At 49.4% G+C, this 20,155-nt stretch carries 14 protein-coding genes and 5 tRNA genes; 5 read left to right on the top strand and 14 right to left on the bottom strand.

Annotated elements, in window-relative coordinates; genetic code table 11:
- Positions 1-57 precede the first annotated feature (57 nt).
- The 4 genes from DW757_RS00270 to DW757_RS00245 all read right to left on the bottom strand — a co-directional run bounded on the left by DW757_RS00270 (position 58) and on the right by DW757_RS00245 (position 7,533).
- Positions 58-1,347 carry an amidohydrolase gene (locus DW757_RS00270; protein ID WP_118750656.1) on the bottom strand — a complete coding sequence of 430 codons (1,290 nt, stop codon included), beginning with the start codon at positions 1,345-1,347 and terminating at the stop codon, positions 58-60.
- 230 nt (positions 1,348-1,577) lie between these two features.
- On the bottom strand, positions 1,578-3,818 hold the full coding sequence (locus tag DW757_RS00260) for a DNA topoisomerase (ATP-hydrolyzing) (protein ID WP_118750655.1): 2,241 nt from the start codon (positions 3,816-3,818) through the stop codon (positions 1,578-1,580).
- Between the two features lie 174 nt (positions 3,819-3,992).
- Complete coding sequence (locus tag DW757_RS00255) at positions 3,993-5,912, bottom strand: DNA gyrase subunit B (protein WP_118750654.1); 1,920 nt, start codon at positions 5,910-5,912, stop codon at positions 3,993-3,995.
- Between the two features lie 475 nt (positions 5,913-6,387).
- Positions 6,388-7,533 carry a glycosyltransferase family 2 protein gene (locus DW757_RS00245; protein WP_118750653.1) on the bottom strand — a complete coding sequence of 382 codons (1,146 nt, stop codon included), beginning with the start codon at positions 7,531-7,533 and terminating at the stop codon, positions 6,388-6,390.
- A gap of 184 nt (positions 7,534-7,717) precedes the next feature.
- Between DW757_RS00245 and DW757_RS00240 the strand changes: the two genes are divergently transcribed.
- From DW757_RS00240 to DW757_RS00220, 5 genes are all read left to right on the top strand, one after another.
- A tRNA-Pro gene (locus DW757_RS00240) sits at positions 7,718-7,791 on the top strand.
- A gap of 4 nt (positions 7,792-7,795) precedes the next feature.
- Positions 7,796-7,867: transfer RNA gene (locus tag DW757_RS00235), tRNA-Glu, on the top strand.
- Between the two features lie 377 nt (positions 7,868-8,244).
- Positions 8,245-8,318 (top strand) — tRNA-Pro (locus DW757_RS00230).
- 4 nt (positions 8,319-8,322) lie between these two features.
- Positions 8,323-8,394 (top strand) — tRNA-Glu (locus tag DW757_RS00225).
- Between the two features lie 31 nt (positions 8,395-8,425).
- A tRNA-Thr gene (locus DW757_RS00220) sits at positions 8,426-8,498 on the top strand.
- Between the two features lie 430 nt (positions 8,499-8,928).
- Here DW757_RS00220 and DW757_RS00215 read toward each other — a convergent pair.
- The 10 genes from DW757_RS00215 to eno all read right to left on the bottom strand — a co-directional run bounded on the left by DW757_RS00215 (position 8,929) and on the right by eno (position 20,057).
- Positions 8,929-9,234, bottom strand: coding sequence for a metal-sensing transcriptional repressor (locus DW757_RS00215; protein ID WP_008397943.1), 306 nt, complete (start codon positions 9,232-9,234; stop codon positions 8,929-8,931).
- Between the two features lie 139 nt (positions 9,235-9,373).
- A complete protein-coding gene (locus DW757_RS00210; protein WP_008397942.1) occupies positions 9,374-9,835 on the bottom strand; it encodes a zinc ribbon domain-containing protein in 462 nt (153 codons plus the stop codon).
- 41 nt (positions 9,836-9,876) lie between these two features.
- Positions 9,877-12,201 carry a DUF6449 domain-containing protein gene (locus DW757_RS00205; RefSeq protein WP_118750652.1) on the bottom strand — a complete coding sequence of 775 codons (2,325 nt, stop codon included), beginning with the start codon at positions 12,199-12,201 and terminating at the stop codon, positions 9,877-9,879.
- The gene (locus tag DW757_RS00200; RefSeq protein WP_008397940.1) at positions 12,176-13,075 is read right to left on the bottom strand and encodes an ABC transporter ATP-binding protein; all 900 of its coding nucleotides are present in this window, start codon (positions 13,073-13,075) and stop codon (positions 12,176-12,178) included. The genes DW757_RS00205 and DW757_RS00200 overlap by 26 nt, the downstream gene beginning before the upstream one ends.
- Positions 13,068-13,475, bottom strand: coding sequence for a GntR family transcriptional regulator (locus DW757_RS00195; protein ID WP_021966440.1), 408 nt, complete (start codon positions 13,473-13,475; stop codon positions 13,068-13,070). The genes DW757_RS00200 and DW757_RS00195 overlap by 8 nt, the downstream gene beginning before the upstream one ends.
- 288 nt (positions 13,476-13,763) lie before the next feature.
- The gene (locus tag DW757_RS00190; RefSeq protein WP_118750651.1) at positions 13,764-14,582 is read right to left on the bottom strand and encodes a TIGR03915 family putative DNA repair protein; all 819 of its coding nucleotides are present in this window, start codon (positions 14,580-14,582) and stop codon (positions 13,764-13,766) included.
- An 86-nt stretch (positions 14,583-14,668) separates the two neighbouring features.
- Positions 14,669-16,222: a putative DNA modification/repair radical SAM protein gene (locus tag DW757_RS00185; protein ID WP_118750805.1), complete on the bottom strand. Its 1,554-nt coding sequence runs from the start codon at positions 16,220-16,222 to the stop codon at positions 14,669-14,671.
- A 282-nt stretch (positions 16,223-16,504) separates the two neighbouring features.
- Positions 16,505-16,741, bottom strand: coding sequence for a hypothetical protein (locus tag DW757_RS00180; protein ID WP_015574300.1), 237 nt, complete (start codon positions 16,739-16,741; stop codon positions 16,505-16,507).
- Positions 16,742-17,184: 443 nt separating this feature from the next.
- On the bottom strand, positions 17,185-18,201 hold the full coding sequence (gene galE, locus DW757_RS00175) for a UDP-glucose 4-epimerase GalE (RefSeq protein WP_008397934.1): 1,017 nt from the start codon (positions 18,199-18,201) through the stop codon (positions 17,185-17,187).
- A 560-nt stretch (positions 18,202-18,761) separates the two neighbouring features.
- A complete protein-coding gene (gene eno / locus DW757_RS00170; protein ID WP_118750804.1) occupies positions 18,762-20,057 on the bottom strand; it encodes a phosphopyruvate hydratase in 1,296 nt (431 codons plus the stop codon).
- Between the last annotated feature and the right edge of the window lie 98 nt (positions 20,058-20,155).

Genomic DNA, 20,155 nt, shown 5'->3' with positions numbered 1-20,155 from the left:
TCTGCATGCATGTTACAGTTTTTTTTCCAACTATCTGCCTTGCTGCTTAAAATGCTCTTATGCTTCATCTGCCCCGGGCGTATCGTGAAGCCACCGGTTCAGGTAAAACTGTTTTTTCTCCGCGTAATCTGTATTTTTGATTTGCAGCTGCGGGGTTGTGAGGATCTCCTCAACAGCTCCTGCCACCACTCTCGCCGTGTTGAAATAGGCGTTCTCCTCATTGACTATCTCAAACTCGGAGCTGTGGATCCGGCCCTTCATGCCTGAAAATCCAAACTGGACAGAGGGTATCAGATAGCCCAGATCTCCAATATCGCCGGATGCCCCGGAAATCACATGCTTTACAATCTGATCCTCCCGGCATAGGGAAAGCATCTGGCGGTGAATCACCTCTGTCAGCCAGGGGGACTGCGAAAACGGCATATAGCCGGTTCTGTCTTCCACCTCAGCCGTAAGCCCGAGGGCCTGGGCACAGTGGATGACACAGTCATCGAATTTTTTATTGGCCTCCAGGAGAGCCTCCAGGGTATTGGCCCTGATATAGCTTTCCATCACCACCTCCTCAGGGATGGTGTTCACGCTTCCGCCGCAGGCTGTAATAACCGGATGGATCTGGATCCCTGCCTCTGCCGGGAACTGATCCTTCATATAGGCGATCGCATCCATGGCCAGGCTGGCCCCGTGCAGGGCATTCCTTCCCAGATGAGGTGCCGCTCCGGAATGGGCGTTCTTGCCGTGAAATATCGCCTTTTTCACTGTAAAACCGGCCAGCGTGGAGTCAATATCAAACAGATTATCGCCGCTGTCCCCGTTAATATGCATGGAAATGACGCAGTCCACATCGTCAAACACGCCCTCAGCAATCATGTTCTGCTTACCGGAAAGATAGCGGATTTTTCCTTCTTTTTTCAAACGTTCCCGGCTCTCAAAGTCGATAAATTCCTCTGCCGGAGTGGCAATAAAGCTGACCCTGCCCCCGGAGGCCTCCACAATCCCTCTGTCCTTTAAAAGCTTCATCACATAAGCCATAACCGCTGTCTGAATGCTGTGTCCGCAGGAGTGAAAGGCAAAGGATCCTTCCTTCCCCTGAACAGACAGAGCATCCATATCCGCCGCCAGGGCAATGTGATACTTTCTGCCTGTCCCGACCGCAGCTCTGATGCCGGTGACGCTGAGCCCGCTCTCATACGAAATCCCATTTTCACTCAAAAAAGAAGTGAGAATCTGATTTGATTTCACTTCCTTAAATCCCAGCTCCGGGCATGCAAAAAGCGCATGCCCCAGCTTTACCAGGCCATCTCTGTCTTTTTCTGTTAAAATAATGTTTCCGGCATTCTGTTTTTCCATTCTCTGCTCCTGTCTGAATCACTTGTCTGTATATGGCAGTTGTAATGCTGCCGGTTCTCTGACCGTATAAATTCTATCTGTTTTCTGAACCGAGCGTGCTCCTGCGGCACTTCTTTCCCTGATCGGACAAAATCATCTGCGTTTTTCTATCATTTTTCGCAGTTATATATTTTTTAATGTAACATGTATACAGAAGAAAGTCAAATATCTTCGCATTTTCTGCTCTTCTTTTAGAGACGGACCTTGTTTCCCTTTCCATCCCTGCGTCCCTGCTTCAGACGGTTCAGATGCACCTGCTTTTCTTTATAGGTAATGACACTTTCTGTATTCGCTCCCAGAAGATAAACCTGCTCCAGAGCCTCGCCGCGGCCCAGCTTGATTCCGCGCACGCCTCTGGCATTTTTCTTCTGAACTGAGATTTCATCCATGGCAAAGCGCAGGAATACGCCATTGTCCGTCTGCAGAACCACCTCGGAAGCCTCATCTGCCGGCTGGACGCTTACCAGGCTGTCTCCCTCCTGGAGCTTTGTGGCAGCAACCATCCGGTTGTTTGTCTCAAATTCCTCTCCCGGAACACGCTTTAACATCGCATCTCTTGTGGCAAAGAGGAAGAGCTTTCCCTGCAGGGATGATGCGTTGGTGACAAACACCGTCTGTTCCTTTGTGCCGTCAAATTTACACAGATTGTCAATCGGTGTACCCTTATCCCTGAGCTTTCCGAGAGGAATATCTGTCACCTTCACCTGATGAAGCACACCTGCATCTGTAAACAGACAGATTCGATCCGTATTTAAGCAGCAGATGACATGAGTATTTTCATTCTCTATGGTTTCTCTGTTTCTGTCATAGGTGGAACGGTCTACAATACGGCTGTAGCCAAAACGATCCATGACAAAGACCACTTCTCTGACTTCCACAGTGCTCTCGTCATATACGGCTTCCTTGCCGTCCTCGATGAGCGTGCGCCTTGGATAGGCAAATTCCCTCTTAATGGCGGCCAGATCCTCCTTGATCACCTGGTCCATGGTCCCCTTGTCAGACAGAATCTTCTCGTACTCCTTGATTTTTCTGAGCGTCTCTCTGTGTTCTTTTTCAAGAGCCAGGATTTCAAGGCCAATGAGCTTGTAAAGACGCATTTCCAGAATTGCGGAGGCCTGCTTCTCCGTAAAGCGAAGCTTTCCCGCATCCTTCTCCAGCTCCGGTGTCTTAAACCGGATCGCCGAGGTATCTCCGTTTATCAGGCAGGCCTTGGCATCCTTCAGATTCCTGGAGCCCCTCAGCACTGCAATAATCAGGTCAATCACATCGCAGGCCCTGATCAGTCCCTCCTGGATCTCCTTCTTCTCCAGCTCCTTCTCCAGCAGAACGCGATACTTCCGCGTGTTGTTCTCATACTGGAAGTCCAGATAGTTTTTAAGGATTCCTCTCAGATTCAGGGTTTCCGGCCTGCCCTTTACGATGGCCAGCATGTTTACTCCATAGGTATCCTCAAGCTTTGTCTTTTTATAGAGGATGTTTCGAATCTTTTCCACATCCGCATCCTTGCGAAGCTCCAGCACAATGCGGATTCCCTCTTTGTTCGACTGATTGGAGATATCGACCACATCTGTCAGCTTCTTTGACTCCACAAGCTCTGCTATATCCATCAGACACTTATTGATCCCCGCGCCGATCATCGTATATGGGATCTCCGTGATCACCAGCTTGTCCTTATCTGCCTTCCTCTTTCCCAGCTCCACTTCCATTTTAGCCCGGAGCTTGATTTTTCCGGAACCGGTTTCGTAGATCGAGGCCAGATCCTTTTTGTTTGCAATGATCCCTCCTGTGGGAAAATCCGGCCCGTGAAGATGGCCGAGAAGTTCCTCCGTCCTCAGTTCCGGATTGTCAATAAAGGCCTGAACCGTGTCCACCACCTCGCCGAGATTGTGGGGCGGGATGCTGGTGCTCATGCCGACGGCAATTCCCTCTGCCCCGTTTATCAGAAGATTCGGGACGCGCACCGGCAGCACCTCCGGCTCCTTCTCTGTCTCATCGTAATTTGGAACGAAATTTACCGTCTTATCCAGATCCTTTAAATAGACTTCCTCTGCAAATTTTTCAAGGCGGGCCTCCGTGTACCTCATGGCAGCCGCCCCGTCTCCCTCGATGGAGCCGAAGTTTCCATGGCCGTTTACTAACGGCATTCCCTTTTTAAACACCTGTGACATGACAACCAACGTTTCATAGATGGAACTGTCACCGTGGGGATGATACTTACCCATCGTATCGCCGACGATACGCGCCGACTTTCGATGAGGCTTGTCGTGTCCCAGATGAAGCTCGCTCATATCATACAACACACGTCTCTGAACTGGTTTGAGTCCGTCCCTGGCATCTGGAATTGCCCTGGCCGTGATAACGCTCATGGAATAGTTCATGTAGCTTTTCTGCATTTCCTCCGAATATTCGGTCTTTATGATTTTTTCAGCCATTTTTCTCTCTCCTGCCTGCTGTGCCTGTTTCTTTCCTGCTGCGCCTGTTTTTCTGCAGGCGGCGCCTGGTTATATCCGGTAATCTGCGTACCGTGACGGGTTTTCCCCATGACTGCCCTCAGCCGTGAAAGGACAGGGGGTAACCGCCGCCTGCCCTGCGTCAGGGCGCAGCCGTCAGGCGTCTATCTCTGCTTCCTCTGCATGATCATAGATAAACTGGCGCCTTGGCGGCACATCGCTTCCCATCAGCATCTCCGTAATCTCCGAGGCCATCCTGGCGTCCTCGATCTCCACCTGCTTCAGGACTCGGTTTTCCGGGTTCAGCGTCGTCTCCCAGAGCTGTTCTGCATCCATCTCTCCCAGACCTTTATAGCGCTGGAGGGTGAAGCCTCCTGCATGGGTCTTTTTATATTTTTCCAGAGCCTTTTCATCATAGAGATACTGCTCCTCCCCCTTCTTTGGGATCACCTTGAACAGAGGGGGCATGGCAATGTACACATGACCCTCTGTGATAAGATCCGGCATAAAGCGGTACAGAAAGGTCAGAAGCAGCGTATCAATATGGCTTCCGTCCACATCCGCATCTGTCATGAGAATAATCTTGTTATATCTCAGCTTTGAAATATCGAAATCATTTCCATAGCCCTCAGAAAATCCGCATCCGAACGCATTGATCATCGTCTTAATCTCTGCATTGGCCAGAACCTTGTCCATGGACGCCTTTTCCACATTCAGAATTTTTCCGCGGATCGGAAGGATCGCCTGATACTGGCGGTTTCTGCCCATCTTTGCAGAACCTCCGGCGGAATCTCCCTCTACAATAAAGATCTCACATTTTTCTGCATCCCGGCTCTCACAGTTGGCCAGTTTTCCGTTGCTGTCAAAGGAGAAGCGGGATTTCGTCAGCATGTTCGTCTTTGCCTTCTCTTCCGCCTTTCTGATTTTGGCAGATTTCTCCGCGCAGCCGATCACGGCCTTCAGGGTTTCCAGATTTCGGTCGAAGAAGCGCTGAAGCTCCTCTCCTGCCAGTGTGAATACAGCTTTGGTGGCGTCTGCGCTGGCCAGCTTTGTCTTCGTCTGTCCCTCAAAGATCGGATCCGGATGCTTGATGGCAATCACAGCCGTCATGCCGTTTCGAGTATCGGCGCCTGTAAAATTGGAATCCTTTTCCTTTAAAATCCCCAGCTCTCTGGCATAGCTGTTAATCAGCATCGTAAACTTTGTCTTAAAGCCAGCCAGATGGGTTCCGCCCTCCTGCGTGAAAATATTATTGCAGAAGCCGAGAATATTCTCCTCAAAGGTATCCACAAACTGAATGGCAGCCTCCACCTCTATGCCCTCCATGGACCCCTTAAAATAGATGGGCTCATGAACCGGCGTTTTTCCGGCATTGATCTCCTTTACATAGGCGATAATTCCGTCTGGCTCAGAGTAGACGATTTTCTCCTCCTCCCCTGCCCTCCTGTTTTCATAATATATCGTAAGGGCCGGATTCAGGTACGCTGTCTCGTGGAGACGGCTTTTCAGCCACTCAGCCTTAAACTTTGTCTTCTCAAAAATCGTGTCATCCGGCAGGAAATTAATGCAGGTACCTGTCTCTTTTGTCTTTCCAATCACCGGAAGGAGTCCATCCACCAGCTCCACCACAGGGATTCCCCTCTCATATGCATCGTGGTGAATCTGCCCGTTTTTATAAACCTTGATATCTAAGTGTTCCGAGAGGGCATTGACAACGGAGGAGCCGACACCGTGCAGGCCTCCGCTTGTCTTATAGGCGCTGTTGTCGAATTTTCCGCCTGCATGGAGGGTGGAAAGAACCACTCGCTCCGCAGAGACTCCCTTCTTGTGCATCTCCACCGGGATACCTCGCCCATTGTCCCGCACGGTGCAGGAGCCATCTGCCTCCAGCGTCACCCAGATCGATGTACACTCGCCTGCCAGATGCTCGTCCACCGAATTATCGACAATCTCATATATCAGGTGGTTCAGCCCCTTGGTTCCCACTCCTCCAATATACATGCCGGGGCGCTTGCGAACCGCCTCCAGCCCTTCCAGTACGGTAATGCTGTCTGCGTCATACTGTGCTTTGCCCATGATGTCCCTCCATATCTATGTATCTAATCTTTTATCTGATCTTTTATCTGTTCTTCTGTTTAATCTTCTATTTTTCTGTTTGTTCTCTATCTCATCTTTTCAATCGTGCTGATGCCAGTGCATTTCTCCTCTGCTTTCCATCTGTCCGCGTTCTCTGGTGCTCTCTGGCATCCTCTGCTGCCCGGATATCCGGCTACCGGCCTCTGCCGCGGCCATTTCTCTCTGCCGCGGCTATTTCTCTCTGACGCGGCTATTTCTCTCTGACGCAGCCGTCTCTCTCTGATGCAGCCGTCTCTTTCTCCCGGCTGTCTTTTCCCCCGCTCCAGATTTAGCCGGCACGAAGCGCTCCGGGCAGAGAACCGCAGTTTCTGGACAATAGTCCCATTATGGCATAAATTCTCTTTTTTTTCAAGAATATTATAACATAATCGAACGTATGTTTGCAATATTTTTTTACCAGTACTTTCTCAACTCTCTATTTTTCATGCTCTTCCTTATTCTTATCCGCCTTTGGCTGTTTCTGCGCTTTATCCCTCTCTTCCCTGAAAAATCTGCAGTTATAAAGGTAGGCCTTTGAATCAGGCTTCACCCGTCCGGCCAGCTCGTTGCATGCCTCTGCCTTGTCTGTCTCTCCAAGCCGGTAAAAACATACCGTCAGCTGCAGGGCCGGTATATAATCATAGCACTCCCCGCTCACAAACCCGCCGCTCTTTTCATCCTTTTCTGTATTCAGGGCTGCACTGTACCAGAAAGCGGCTGTCCTGTACTCTTCTCTTCTGAAAAACCAGTCACCAACATCACAGCAGATTTCAGCCCTTGGACGATCGTAGAAAAACGAGAAAAGCAACGCTTTCAGCGCCTCCTCCTCGTTTCCCTCCAGCCGCCAGCACAGAGAAAGAAAACGGCAGGCTTCAATCTTATTTTCCACCCATCCGTCTGTCCTGTCTAAAAAAGAAGAAAGGACTGCCCTGGCCTCCTGCAGGCACTGAGGATCCTGTGCCGCAAAATAGTAGAGCTCTCGGCCGTAATAGAACAGGTCTCTCGGCGTAAACGGAGCCTGCTCTGCCTTCATTTTTCTGTAAATATCCAGGTTTCTGCGGGAATGGCCCTCTCCTGTCCTTTTTTCCCTGTGCTCAATCTCTATCTCTGAGTAAACCACTTTTCCTGCAGGTGCTATGGCCTCGTGAACCCTGCCCTGCCAGCGAAAACCGCAGCCATTTTTCAAGAGACGTTCCCTGTAATAGGAAAATGTGGGCCTGCCGTCAGAGCCAAACCCCATTACGTATTTCATCATCACAACAGCCGTATCAGATGAAATGGTATCTTTCAGCTTTAGGAGTTTTTCCTGCTGCTCTTCTGTCACTATATCATCTGCGTCCAGCCACATACAGTAATCCATGGTGGCATGGGCAAATGACTCATTGCGCGCTGCGGAAAAATCATCTGTCCACTTAAAATCATACACCTGGTCTGTATACTCCGACGCAATCTCTTTTGTCCTATCTGTGGAGCCTGTATCGACAATAATGATCTCATCGGCAAAGCTCACCGCGCTGTCAAGACATCTCCCCAGAACTTCCTCCTCGTTTTTTACAATCATACACAGACTGATTGTCGCCATGATCCACCGCCTTTTTTCTCACTACTCTTATTTATGCTGCAGGCCGGAGAGTGTCACTGATTTCGAGGTTTTTTCCCATTTTTTTCTATTTTTTTTATTTTTTTGAAATTTGTACTTGCTTTTTTATTTTACCTGTGCTAATATAACTAGCGTCGCTGGCAAACGCCAGCTGATAAATTACTGTCGAGGCGTGGCTCAGTTTGGTAGAGCGCTGCGTTCGGGACGCAGAGGTCGCGTGTTCGAATCACGTCGCCTCGATTCCGGCCTGTTGGTCAAGCGGTCAAGACGACGCCCTCTCACGGCGTAAACCCGGGTTCGATTCCCGGACAGGTCACTGGCTTCTGCAATATGCAGAAGCCTTTTTTTGTCTGAACTTCTGACCTTTCTTCGCCGCTGACTCTTTTGTAATACTTCCCCTGTTTCAGCTCTCCCTTTTCAGTCCTCATTTTTTGTCTTTAAATCTATATATAATTTATACACTGCGCAGGCTCTGACTTCTGCTTCCGCAGCAAATCTTCCCTTCCCCGATAAACTGTTTAATATTCAAAAACTATTCTGTCAATATTTTATTTTGATGCAGTTATCCCAGGAAAACTCCCGGCTGTATCAGGGGTTTCGGCAGAATTATATTAATTGATTTAAAAATAGAAAAAATTATTTTCAAAATATGGTTGACAATTTCACCCAGAGCGATTATAATACAAAACGTATCGAGGCGTGGCTCAGTTTGGTAGAGCGCTGCGTTCGGGACGCAGAGGTCGCGTGTTCGAATCACGTCGCCTCGATTCCGGCCTGTTGGTCAAGCGGTCAAGACGACGCCCTCTCACGGCGTAAACCCGGGTTCGATTCCCGGACAGGTCATTGATATTTTAGTATATAAAATATTGCAGTTGCTTCCGTGGCTCAGTTGGTAGAGCAACGCATTCGTAATGCGTGGGTCGCCGGTTCGAGTCCGGCCGGGAGCTTAAGAGAAAATAAGCCGGAAATCCTTTAGAATCAAGGGTTTCCGGCTTTTTCAGTATTGCTTTTTCGATGTTCTGTGTAATAGCGATTATGAACCCTACCAAGACAATAAATACAGGCCGCACCCACAGACAAATGGGGATAATAAGGCAGAAAAGGACAGTGAAGAATAACCTTCCTTCCCTCTCTGCTGCTTCCCGGCAAACAGGGGATTGAATTTTCCGGCTGCCGAGCTGTCTCATCAGCATGCAGACACAGTCAGAACCTGCACAAGCGAAAAAAGCCCGGAATGTCTGCAGCCAGAACGATAAACCCGTCAGAATCCGATCGCAAAAGCGGACATCTCAGAACTTAACACATTCTGCTGATGTCCGCTTCTGTTTCTATTCTCGAACTGTTTTTATCTATTCAGGCCCGCCCTCAGACCTTTTGCTACTTCATGAGCTTCTGGATCGTCCTGCAAAGTTCCTCCACCGTTTCCTCTGCGTTTCCCGCTTCGATCTCATCCACTACACACGTTTTGATATGATTTGATAAGAGCACTCTGCTGAATCCATTCAGAGCTGCCTGGACAGCGGAGACCTGTGTCAGAATATCCACACAGTAGCGCTCGTCCTCCACCATTGCCTTAATGCCGCGGACCTGTCCCTCGATTCTGTTTAAACGCGTCATCAGATCCTTCTGCTCCGTCAGATTTCTGTGTTTATGTCTCTCCTCTCCTTTGCAGCACTCTCCCATTTTGTTCTCTCCTCTCCGGTAATTATATACTGTTCTGTATCATAATAACCGTTTTTTGCTAACTTTGCAAGCCGGAGATAACGAGCGGGTTGGCCAGCGGAAAGCGGCAGGCAGGATTCCTTTCCTGCTCCAGCTCTTTTTACGGCCTGTCTTCCACTGTCTCCTGTGAACAGCCGCACTCTTTTTCCTCTTCCTGACAGGAGCTGTCCTCGTCCATGCTTTCTTTCGTTTCCGGCTCTGCCTGCTTAAGAGGCATCTGGGCTCCGCATCGGCTGCAGAAGGCTGCTCCTTTTTCCACTTTCGCCCCGCACTCTGCACAGATTCTTGTCCCCTCCAGGGATGAAATCTCATCCTCCAGTTCGGAAATCCTGAGAAGGCCGGATCGGATCGTCTCAAAATCCTGGGCATACTCTTCTTCAGCAGAAGCCTCATGTCTGTCATAGTAAGCCATTCCAAGATTTATATATGCCTTATTCACCTTTTCTTTTTCGCTTGACAGCTTATTCTTCAGCTGAAGAATCTCTGTCAAATCTCTGACTTTCGTGGCCGCTTCCTTGCCCTTTCCGCTGAGAGCCTTTCCAAGTTCGTCAAAAAATGCCATTTTAAGTCCTCCTTTACAGGCAATTTCTATTCAAGTTTATTCTATCCTGTAAAAGACGGAAAGTCAATCTCTGACGGATTCTCTTTCTGCTGTTCAAATATTTGTGCCACAAACTGGGGAATCTTTCCTTTTACGAAATCAAAGTACAGTACCTCCGTCCCTTCCCGGAAAAAGTGGCTGTTTTCCTGGTTTTCCGGCGCCAGATAAATCTCGATTCCAAACCTTGTATCACTCTCCCACAAATCTGAGTTTCCGTAGCTCCCGGAAGCTTTCAGGATCTCTCCCATCCGTTCCTTGGATGTGATCTCAAGATAAGTTTCTTCTCCTGTCCTGTGCAGTGACATACCTTCCTCTACATAAGTCACTGCTCCTGCGTTCTCACTGTACTGCTCATCCGTGTACTCTCTGTCTCTGACCACAATCCGCTCAACCCGATCCGGTGTCAGACGATCTGCCATCTCCACCCCGGCTTCCCTTAAGACAGCCACGGTTTTTTCAAACTCAGGATAAACAGGATAGTAGGCAAAATCGTTAAACCAGGTATAATCTCCATTCTTCTCCCGGATTTCATCAATTATTTCCTGCATCTCTAAGGTCTTGAACTGGATAAAACCAAGAGGCACTTCCTCTGTCTGTTCATCCAGCGTCAGACCGTAAAACTCTTCCTGATATACAGTCAGCAGTTCTGCAATCTTCTCTCTTTCGGCCTCAACATGGCTGTAAATCCCAAATACCTCAAAATTTGCTCCTGCTATCTCATCTGCCTTCAGCTGCATGACAGGATAACTCTCCTCTTTAAAATCACGGCTTGCATAGATGAGTTCTGCCTCCTCCCAAACCTTGGACAAATCCATGTAATAATTTCTGGTCGCTGTTCTCCCATTTTTTAAGTGGTACTGAATAACCACTCTTCCCATCACCCGCTCCGGCTCACCTTCTGCACCGTTAACAGTCAGTTCGGGAGTTTGGACCGGCTTTTTGCTGTTCTTTATTTCAGAGATTCCCCCTTGTGCAATCCCGAGGATCGCTTTTACAGTTTCCGGATCGGAGATGGTCATCTGCGCCAGAACCTCCCTCTCTTCCGGGTAGCTGCTGTAGGTAGAAATTTCTCCGTTCCTGCGTTCTGTAATGGTCACAGTTGCCCTGTCCTTTCGGAGCCCGCTGTAAAGATTGTGGCATTCAAATCCCACAGATTCTATCTCTGACGCGTCTGGAAGGTAGGTGTCGAATCCGGCCAGATCAAACCGGAACAGACAGAATACAAAGACAGAGAGCACAGCTCCGGCTGCCGCTGACCGTTTTCCGGCCAGCGCCCTGCGAAAATCAAAGTGGTAGATCACCTCAATGACACAGTCTGATATAATGATTCCGCAGATAAGACCGAAGATCCCCCATGCCTTTGCGCCTCCCACCTCGCAGAAAAACAGGCTGGCACCGAGAGCTGAAGAGAGCATCAGCGCCATCTTTATAACCGGCCGGCTGGCCTTAAAGACCATCGCCCGTCCAGCCGTCTCAGACGGACGTTTTTTGTAGAGAAACAGACTGACTCCTCCAATCACCAGCCCGGATGCCAGGGCTGCAGCTGCCCGGATGCCGATTCGTTCCCCCGAGGATGCAATCTGGAAAAGAAGCGGAGAGGCAAACTCCGGCGCAATCTTCTCCATCACCCCTTCCAGATAGTAGAAGGATTGGAAATAATAACCGCAGTACGCCCGAATCAGCAGGAGTATGGCAGGTCCCCAAAAGAAAAACACAAGTGTTCCCAAAACGGATACTGCCAGGTGGCCGGTCAGCATCGCTGCTGCCACAGCTGTACTGTATGAGAGGATATAAAATGCCATCCCCTGTCCAAAGCTTGCCAGGATCCTCCCCCAGTCAAGGGTATAGGGCATAATCTTCACCTGCACGAGAACTGCCGCTGTCAGCAGTCCTGCCAGATAGGGAACTGCCGCGTACAGGATTCCTGACACGTAGGAAACAGTGAAGATCATCTCCCTTCTTACCGGAATACTGTGGTAGAAATCTGTCTTTTTTCTCGAAAACAGATAAGAAAATCCTGCCAGTCCGCAGATCACCGCTCCTGCTGTCAGAAGCAGAATCAGGAGCGGCCCTGCCGGATCGATCTGATGGTAAAAAATTTCTGCCGCCTCGGCCTGGGCCATTTTTCTGCTTGCCTCAACCGTCAGCAGTCCCTCCGACATCTCTGCCATGGAGGAGATTCTGTCTGCGTCGAGAGTATAGCCTGTCAGGACTGCCGAAGCCACGGGAAAGGCAAAAAAGGCAGTCAGAATGGAAAGTGCTATCAGCCAGAGGCTCTGCTTTGCCCGCTCCCTGAGAAGTTTAAAAAACAAGTTTTTTGATGTCATAGCCAGCCACCTCCGTTTCACTGATAAATATTTCTTCCAGAGAAAGAGGAAGCATCTCGAAAAAGATCGGATGGTACATCTCCATGACTGCCTCGGCATCCTCCCGTTTTCCCCGCACAGTCAGTGTCAGAAGTCTCCCCCTCTTTTCTGTCCGGATAAGCTCCAGACCATGGATTTCTTCCGGTTCCACATCTTCGGCAAATACACACTGAATCTTATGTATGTTCAGTTTCATATCATCCAAATCCCTGGAGAGCAGTATCCCTCCCCTGTGAAGCAGCCCAACATGGTCACAGATGTCCTCCAATTCACGCAGACTGTGGGATGCAATGAGCGGGGTCAGCTTTCTGGTTTCCATGTCATTTGCAAAAAGACGCTTGACCGCCTGGCGCATGACCGGATCCAGTCCGTCAAAGGTTTCATCACAAAAAATATAATCTGTGCCGGAACAGAGCCCCAGAAGGACAGAAAGCTGCTTTTTCATTCCTTTTGAGAAGGTGGAAATTTTTCTTCTGTCGTTCAGCCCGAAGTCCTTTAGGAGTCCCAAAAACCTTTTTCTCTCAAATTTCGGGTAAACTGTCTCATAAAATTCCATCATATCCTTAGGAGCCGCATTTCCAAAAAAGTATGGTTCATCAGAGATATAAAAAATACGGCTTTTCACTCCCGAATTCTCAAATATCTCTTCGTCATCGAGGGTAATACTCCCTCCGTCAGGCTTCAGGATCCCTGCTGCCATACGCAGAAAGGTGCTCTTTCCAGCCCCGTTCGTTCCTATCAGTCCGAACACCGTTCCTTCTTTTATTCGCGCATTTATGTGATCGACTGCTGTCACTTGATCAAACTGTTTCGTCAGATTTACCGCCTCAATCAAACTCTTTTCCTCCTCCCTCTTCTCTGTCCGCCCTGCTCAATGTTCCGTAGAGTTCAATCACCCTGTCCTGGAATTCCAGCATGGTAATTCCGGCTGCTCTGGCATCCTGTATCAGAGCTTCCAGCTTCTGGTATACCTCCCTCTTCTTCTGTTCCAGTATCCTGTGATTTTCTGCCACAAAGCTCCCTCTTCCCTTGACAGAGTAAATATACCCCTGGCGTTCCAGCTCAGCGTAGGCTCTCTGTATGGTATTGGGATTTATAGCCAGCTCCATGGCCAGACTCCTGACAGAAGGAAGCTGGCTGTCCTGGGGAAGAATTCCCCGAACCATCAGATCTGCCATTTTTTCCACCACCTGCTCATAGATAGGACGGCGATCTTTATAGTCAATCAGAATCATTCGCACTCCTTTCCAGGTCAGCCCAATGATTTCATAGAGCTGCACAGCCTCGTATCAACTGTATTAATTGTGTTAATACAGTCAGAATATACCATGAACCATTCTGAAATACAATCCTGTACAGAGAAGTGTAAGAAATTCGTAAGATACCATCTGAAATGAAGGAGAAATGAGAAACAGAATCCTGCGGCCTGCACACATGCAAGACATATCCGTGCCGCTTATATCCCTGTGTCCGGCATTCCTGTTCCCACAGAAGACTGCCGGACACAGAGCCCAAAAACAGAACTATTTTTTCCCTTCCGCCCTTTTTCCGGGCGCAGAGAGTTTTTCACTGTCCCCTCTCCCGAACTCGGTCATATAAGGCCTGAATCTCAGCGGAAGATGAGTTATCTGGCACTTGTAATTTTCCCGCTGGGCGATCGATATCGATTGGTGGAAGGCTCTCCAGAGACTTTCAAACTCTGCTTCATCCGTTTCCAGAGACAGATGTTCCCTCCAGCGTCCGGGAATCCCTGTCACCAGCAGAAAGCTCCGGCCTGGCTCGTGCAGAGCTGCCTTGTTCCTCTTTTCATCGTAAATCATCCACCGCTCCTCCGGCATCCGGTCTGAGAAGTGATCTGCCAAAATACCTGTCACGTCATTTTTCGGGCCAATGACCGAGACAAGGAGATCCTGCCTCATTTGAGAAAACCGCAGAAAGCCAGTCAGAAGGTGGGCTTCATTTGCCACCTGGCGATTCATGGAAAATACAGACTCTACATCCGGGTCGCTGAGCATATCGGCAATTCTTCTGCCCACTTTAAAGCCTTTGACCAGAAAGCGGTAAATTTTATCCGCCTTCCCCCTCTCACAGCTCATGGCCGCCCGATAAATCCAGGTGTAAGCCTCGTGGGAAATTTTTTTCCTGACCGCTTCCGCCACCTTCTCTGCCTTCCAGGATGCCTCCTGCACCTCCCTGTACTCGGCAAAAAGCCAGAGAGTTTCCTCATTCTCCTCCTCCTGTGTTTCAAGCCTCACATTTTCATGTCCCCCACGGCTCATCCACGCATCGTAGATTCCGCACAGAATACTGTAAAAATCATCCCTGCACACAAATACTATCATATGATTTTCTCCTGCATTTTAAGTGTGATCCCTCTCCTCGATCCTGCTTTTCACCTGGGGCGCCTCACAATTTGAGCCTCCTCTGCCTACATCTCGCCTGTGAGCAGAGCCGTCTGTTCCTGCGGCGTCAAAGAAGGCTGCCTTTCCAGGTGAAAATCATCAAACATGGAGAGCTGACGATACATTCCCCGGTGCTCCAGCTCCCAGGTTCTGCGCTTTTCCTCCCCAATCATGCATCCTGTAATATAGTCCTCATCCATCCTGACAGGATACATCATGCGCCCGGAACACGTGATAAAATAAACAGCCCTCTTCATGACCACTCCCAGCTTTTTCAGATCTTCAAAGCGCAGGACAGAAGATTTTCTGGCTGCCACGATCCTCATAGCAGACTTCACTCCGATTCCCGGAACACGAAGGAGCTCTCCGTAGGGAGCCCTGTTAATCTCAACTGGAAAATAGCCCAGATTCCGCACAGCCCAGTCACACTTCGGGTCTAAGAGGACATTAAAATTAGGCCTGTCCTCGGAGAGCAGCTCTGATGCCTGAAATCCATAGTAGCGCATCAGCCAGTCCGCCTGATAAAGCCTGTGCTCTCTCAGAAGCGGAGGACCTCCCGGAAGGGAGGGAAGGGCGCTGTCGTCATTCACAGGGACAAAGGCCGAGTAAAACACTCTCTTCAGTCCAAAATTCCGGTACAGAGCCTCTGCCACCGTCACCATGTGAAAATCATTTTCCGGTGTGGCGCCCACAATAATCTGCGTACTCTGTCCGGCAGGAACGAAGCTTCTCTTTCCAGGCGAAGTCCGTCCAAGTCCGTAATTTCCGTAAACAGAGCGGCCGGGAATGAGGCGGGGCCTTTCCTGTTTTCTCACTGTGCTCTGCCCCTGAGGCAGCCTGCTTTTTTCTGCAGAAGCCTGATTATCCGTATTCTTCTGCACTCTCTTGTCATATCCCGGAAGCAGCGCTTCACCCTTAAAGGAGGAAATGCCCTTCTTCTCCAAGAGTCCTTCCTGCTCCAGCTGCCTTACAATCCCCTTCTGGATCTGTCTCATGGGAATCAGAATTTTTTCTCTGGTCTTTCCCGGCGCCAGCTTTCTGAGTCCCTCGGCCGTGGGAAGCTCCAGGTTCACACTCATGCGATCCGCAAAGAAACCTGCCGCCTCGATCAGCTCCGGCGAGGCCCCGGGGATTGCCTTTACATGGATGTATCCATTAAAATGGTGCTCCAGGCGAAGACTTCTCAGCACACTCAGAATCTGTTCCATCGTGTGATCAGGCGAGTTCAGAATGCCGGAGCTTAAAAAGAGCCCTTCAATATAATTTCTCCGGTAAAACTCTATGGTCAGTCTGCACACCTCCTCCGGGGTAAAGGCTGTCCGCAGAGTATCATTGGAGCGCCTGTTAATACAATATTTACAGTCATAGATGCACTGATTTGTAAACAGGATCTTCAGCAGGGAGATACACCTTCCGTCTGCCGAAAAGCTGTGACAGATTCCCGCCTCGCTGGCGCTTCCCAGCGATCCTTTCTGTCCCCCTCGCCTGACTCCGCTGGATGTACAGGCCACGTCATACTTGGCAGCATCTGACAATATCCGAAGTTTTTCCTGTATATCGAGATTTTCCTGAATGAGCATGTTCCATCTACCTCCAACCGTCCGCTCCTGTTTTTTCCACGCAGACTGCTCTTCTTCCCTTATCCCGCTGCCCAGAACAGGAACATATGTTCTTTTTGTATTATACCATGCCTCTTCCATATTGGCAAGCATTTTTAGAACATATGTTCTTTTTTTCTAAAAGACCTGCTGAAATGGAATTCCTTCCATCCTCACAAACATACCTGCTGACCAATAAAAGGGCAGGAGCCTGCGCCTGAAGCAATCTGCTTTTTCAGGCTGAAGACTCCTGCCCTTTTCCTTTCAGCACTTTCTCATTTTCTCCCGCCACAGATGGTTAATCTGAAGCTGAACCAGCTTTCTGGCCTGCGCCTCATCCCTGCGCCTTACGAGAATACTTTCCCGCCCTTTCGGCCTTTTTTTCTTTCTGTATCTGATCTTCTCCTGTTCCAGGGCCTCCCGCACAGCTGAAAACTCACCGGAAGGAAAACCTGAGTAGACTTCTCTGCTGCACATACTCTCTTCAAATAAACGAATCATCTCTCCACTCTCCTCTCCTGAAACCGGAATCCATCTTTCCGCGCCGTCTGACAAATATAGGGCACTGTATCTGCCTGTCAAGATACACCGGAACAGCCAGATGCAGGCAGCCGATTCCGTCTGCCCCAGTGCGTATCCGCCAGACCTTTTTGCTTCAGAGAAAGTCTGACAGAACTTTCCCTGTAAAAAAGAATCCTGCTTCGCAGGATTCTCCGCCTGCGGCGGGTCGCGAAAGCGACATTTTCCTTTCCAACCCAGTGCGATCCTCGCGGAGCGTTTTTATATCACAGGGAACGAAGTTTCCTGTTATATAAAAAAACACCTCTTATCTACCTGTTTTTATTATACCAGATGGATAAAAGGTGTTTCTTGCTTTTCTCTTACCATTTCATAAAAGATCAGAAACCTGTATTTTCTTTTTTCTTATTAATTTCTTTCTGAAATCAGCTTCTGTACCCGTCAGGGTTCATGGACTGCCATCTCCAGGAGTCAGCACACATCTCTTCGATGCCGCGCTCTGCTACCCAGCCCAGCTCCTCCTTTGCCTTTGTCGCATCGGCATAGCAGGTTGCGATATCGCCAGGTCTTCTGGGCTTGATCTCATACTTGATTTCCTTGCCGCAGGCCTTTTCATAGGCCTTAACCACATCGAGAACGCTGTAGCCCTTACCGGTTCCCAGATTGTAGATGCAGACGCCCGCCTTCTCCTCAATTTTCTTTAAGGCCTTCACATGGCCCACCGCCAGATCTACCACATGGATGTAATCGCGCACACCTGTTCCGTCGTGCGTCGGATAGTCATTTCCAAATACCCCAAGGCACGGTAACTTTCCGACTGCCACCTGAGCTATGTACGGTACCAGATTATTGGGGATACCCTTTGGATCCTCACCGATCATTCCGCTCTCGTGGGCTCCAATCGGGTTAAAATAGCGCAACAGAACTACATTCCACTCCGGATCTGCCACATGGAAGTCTGTCAGAATCTGCTCTAACATACTCTTTGTCTGTCCGTAAGGATTCGTAATCGTTCCCTTTGGACATTCCTCTGTAATCGGTACAAACGCCGGATCTCCGTAAACCGTCGCCGAAGAGCTGAATACAATGTTTTTCACTCCATGCTTTCTCATCACATCACAGAGAACCAGGGTTCCTGTAATATTGTTGTAGTAATACTCCAAAGGCTTCGCAACAGACTCGCCTACTGCCTTAAGGCCTGCGAAATGGATGACGGAGTCAATCGTTTCGCTCTCAAAAATCTTCTCCAGAGCTTCCCTGTCCAGAATGTCTGCCTGGTAAAATTTCACCGGCTTGCCGGAAATCTTCTCCACGCGCTTTACTGCCTCCTCGCTGGAATTACAGAGATTGTCTACCACAACCACCTCATATCCTGCCTTTAAAAGCTCAAGGCAGGTATGACTTCCAATATAACCAGCTCCGCCTGTAACTAAAATAGCCATAATAAGTTCCTCCTATGCTTACAGCTTTGACCTCGGCCGGGCCTTTGTCTGCCCCTGTGCCGCTTTCTTGCAGGCTGACAGCCCACATGGATTCAGCCTCCTCAGTCCTCTTCGTCTATTATATCTTTTACCAGGCTGTAATACAATGTAAATAACAAATAATTTTGTTCAAATTTACACAGTGTCAGACCTTATACTTCTTACCTCCTGTTTAATACACTCCGTTTTTATTCGTCCGGCATGTTCATCTCGCATTTTGTCCCTGCAAAGAGCAGGCAGACAGCCAGGGAGAAAATCGACAGGGCAATCCTGTACAGGAACATCTCCCGCGGTGCCCTTCCGCCCTTCGAATCCTCCTTAAATTGTCCGTGAGAAAAAAGCAGCTGGCTCCCGGTGTTGTTCCAGCAGCCAGCTGCTTTTGCCTCATCCGTCAGAGAGCCCTTTTCTCAGCGTTCCTTTGCGGTCTGCCTGCTCTCATGGGAGTATCCTGGTTTCTGTGTCCTTCTCTCTGTCTGGCCCTGTGCTGAGCCTCTGTCTTCTTTTACCTCTCTTTTCTGCTGCTATCTTCTGATATGAAATGCTTCAAATCCCGGATAGCACGCGCCCGCTCCCAGCTCCTCCTCAATTCTTAAAAGCTGGTTGTACTTGGCCACCCGCTCGCTTCTGCTGGGTGCTCCCGTCTTAATCTGGCAGGTGTTCAGAGCGACAGCCAGATCGGCGATTGTGGTATCCTCTGTTTCTCCTGAGCGGTGTGATGAAATAGCTGTATATCCCGCTCTGTGGGCCATCTTAATTGCCTCCAGCGTCTCTGATACAGAGCCTATCTGATTCAGCTTAATCAGAATGGAATTTCCGCATCCGAGAGAAATTCCCTTTCTCAGACGCTCTGTATTTGTCACAAACAGATCATCGCCCACAAGCTGAATCTTTCCGCCCAGCTCCTCTGTCATCATCTGCCAGCCTTCCCAGTCCTCCTCGTCAAGGCCGTCCTCAATGGAGTAAATGGGATATTTTTCTGCCAGTCTCTTCCAGTGATCTACAAGCTCGGCGGATGTGAACTTTCTGCCGCATTTCGGGAGTATATACTCTCCCTTGCGCTCTCCCTTCCACTCGCTGGAGGCTGCATCCATGGCCAGCACAAAATCCCTTCCCGGTTCATATCCGGCTCTTCTCACTGCTTCAAGAATATACTCGATGGCCTCCTCGTCGCTTGCCAGATCCGGAGCGAAGCCGCCCTCATCTCCCACGGAGGTTGCCAGGCCTTTCTCCTTTAAGAGAGCCTGAAGGGCATGAAATACTTCTGTGCACCAGCGCAGTCCCTCTCTGAAGCTGGATGCCCCTGCCGGCATGATCATGAACTCCTGTACATCCACTGTGTTTGCCGCATGGGCTCCTCCATTTAATATATTCATCATCGGAACCGGAAGTCTGTTTCCGTTTACGCCTCCGAGAAAGCGGTACAGGGGAATGCCCTGGGAAGTAGCCGCCGCTCTTGCGCAGGCGATGGATACTGCCAGGATGGCATTGGCGCCAAGCCTTGACTTGTCTTTTGTGCCGTCTGCCTCGATCATGGCCCTGTCAATCCCATAAATATCGGAAGCGTCCATACCGCAGAGAATCTCATTGATCTCTGTATTAATATTTTCCACTGCCTTTAAAACGCCCTTTCCTCCGAAGCGGCTTTTATCCTTGTCGCGCAGTTCCAGGGCCTCAAACTCTCCTGTCGATGCTCCGCTGGGCGCAGCTCCTCTGGCGCTTGTGCCGTCTGCCAGAAATACCTCAGCCTCCACGGTAGGATTTCCTCTGGAATCAATAATTTCCCGGCCGATTACCTTCTCAATCTCCAAATAATCCATAGCTTTCACGTCCTTTCCCGCAGCCTTCTGCCGCGTCCTTATCAGTGTCCCGCAACTGTCCTTTTTCATTCCTTTTAAACAGATTTCTTTACTGTTTA

It is taken from the genome of Clostridium sp. AM29-11AC (genome assembly GCF_003480545.1).
Lineage (GTDB): Bacteria > Bacillota > Clostridia > Lachnospirales > Lachnospiraceae > Otoolea > Otoolea saccharolyticum_A.
This window is presented reverse-complemented; position numbering and strand designations above follow the sequence as displayed.

What these genes read in the sequence shown, in the direction of transcription:
- DW757_RS00270 (WP_118750656.1), bottom strand. Translation starts at nt 1,347, where the DNA reads ATGGAAAAACAGAATGCCGGAAACATTATTTTAACAGAAAAAGACAGA.
- DW757_RS00260 (WP_118750655.1), bottom strand. Translation starts at nt 3,818, where the DNA reads ATGGCTGAAAAAATCATAAAGACCGAATATTCGGAGGAAATGCAGAAA.
- DW757_RS00215 (WP_008397943.1), bottom strand. Translation starts at nt 9,234, where the DNA reads ATGGGAGAGTGCTGCAAAGGAGAGGAGAGACATAAACACAGAAATCTG.
- DW757_RS00185 (WP_118750805.1), bottom strand. Translation starts at nt 16,222, where the DNA reads ATGCTCATTCAGGAAAATCTCGATATACAGGAAAAACTTCGGATATTG.
- DW757_RS00245 (WP_118750653.1), bottom strand. Translation starts at nt 7,533, where the DNA reads ATGGCGACAATCAGTCTGTGTATGATTGTAAAAAACGAGGAGGAAGTT.
- DW757_RS00195 (WP_021966440.1), bottom strand. Translation starts at nt 13,475, where the DNA reads ATGATTCTGATTGACTATAAAGATCGCCGTCCTATCTATGAGCAGGTG.
- DW757_RS00180 (WP_015574300.1), bottom strand. Translation starts at nt 16,741, where the DNA reads ATGATTCGTTTATTTGAAGAGAGTATGTGCAGCAGAGAAGTCTACTCA.
- DW757_RS00205 (WP_118750652.1), bottom strand. Translation starts at nt 12,201, where the DNA reads ATGACATCAAAAAACTTGTTTTTTAAACTTCTCAGGGAGCGGGCAAAG.
- DW757_RS00255 (WP_118750654.1), bottom strand. Translation starts at nt 5,912, where the DNA reads ATGGGCAAAGCACAGTATGACGCAGACAGCATTACCGTACTGGAAGGG.
- DW757_RS00190 (WP_118750651.1), bottom strand. Translation starts at nt 14,582, where the DNA reads ATGATAGTATTTGTGTGCAGGGATGATTTTTACAGTATTCTGTGCGGA.
- eno (WP_118750804.1), bottom strand. Translation starts at nt 20,057, where the DNA reads ATGGATTATTTGGAGATTGAGAAGGTAATCGGCCGGGAAATTATTGAT.
- galE (WP_008397934.1), bottom strand. Translation starts at nt 18,201, where the DNA reads ATGGCTATTTTAGTTACAGGCGGAGCTGGTTATATTGGAAGTCATACC.
- DW757_RS00210 (WP_008397942.1), bottom strand. Translation starts at nt 9,835, where the DNA reads ATGGCATTTTTTGACGAACTTGGAAAGGCTCTCAGCGGAAAGGGCAAG.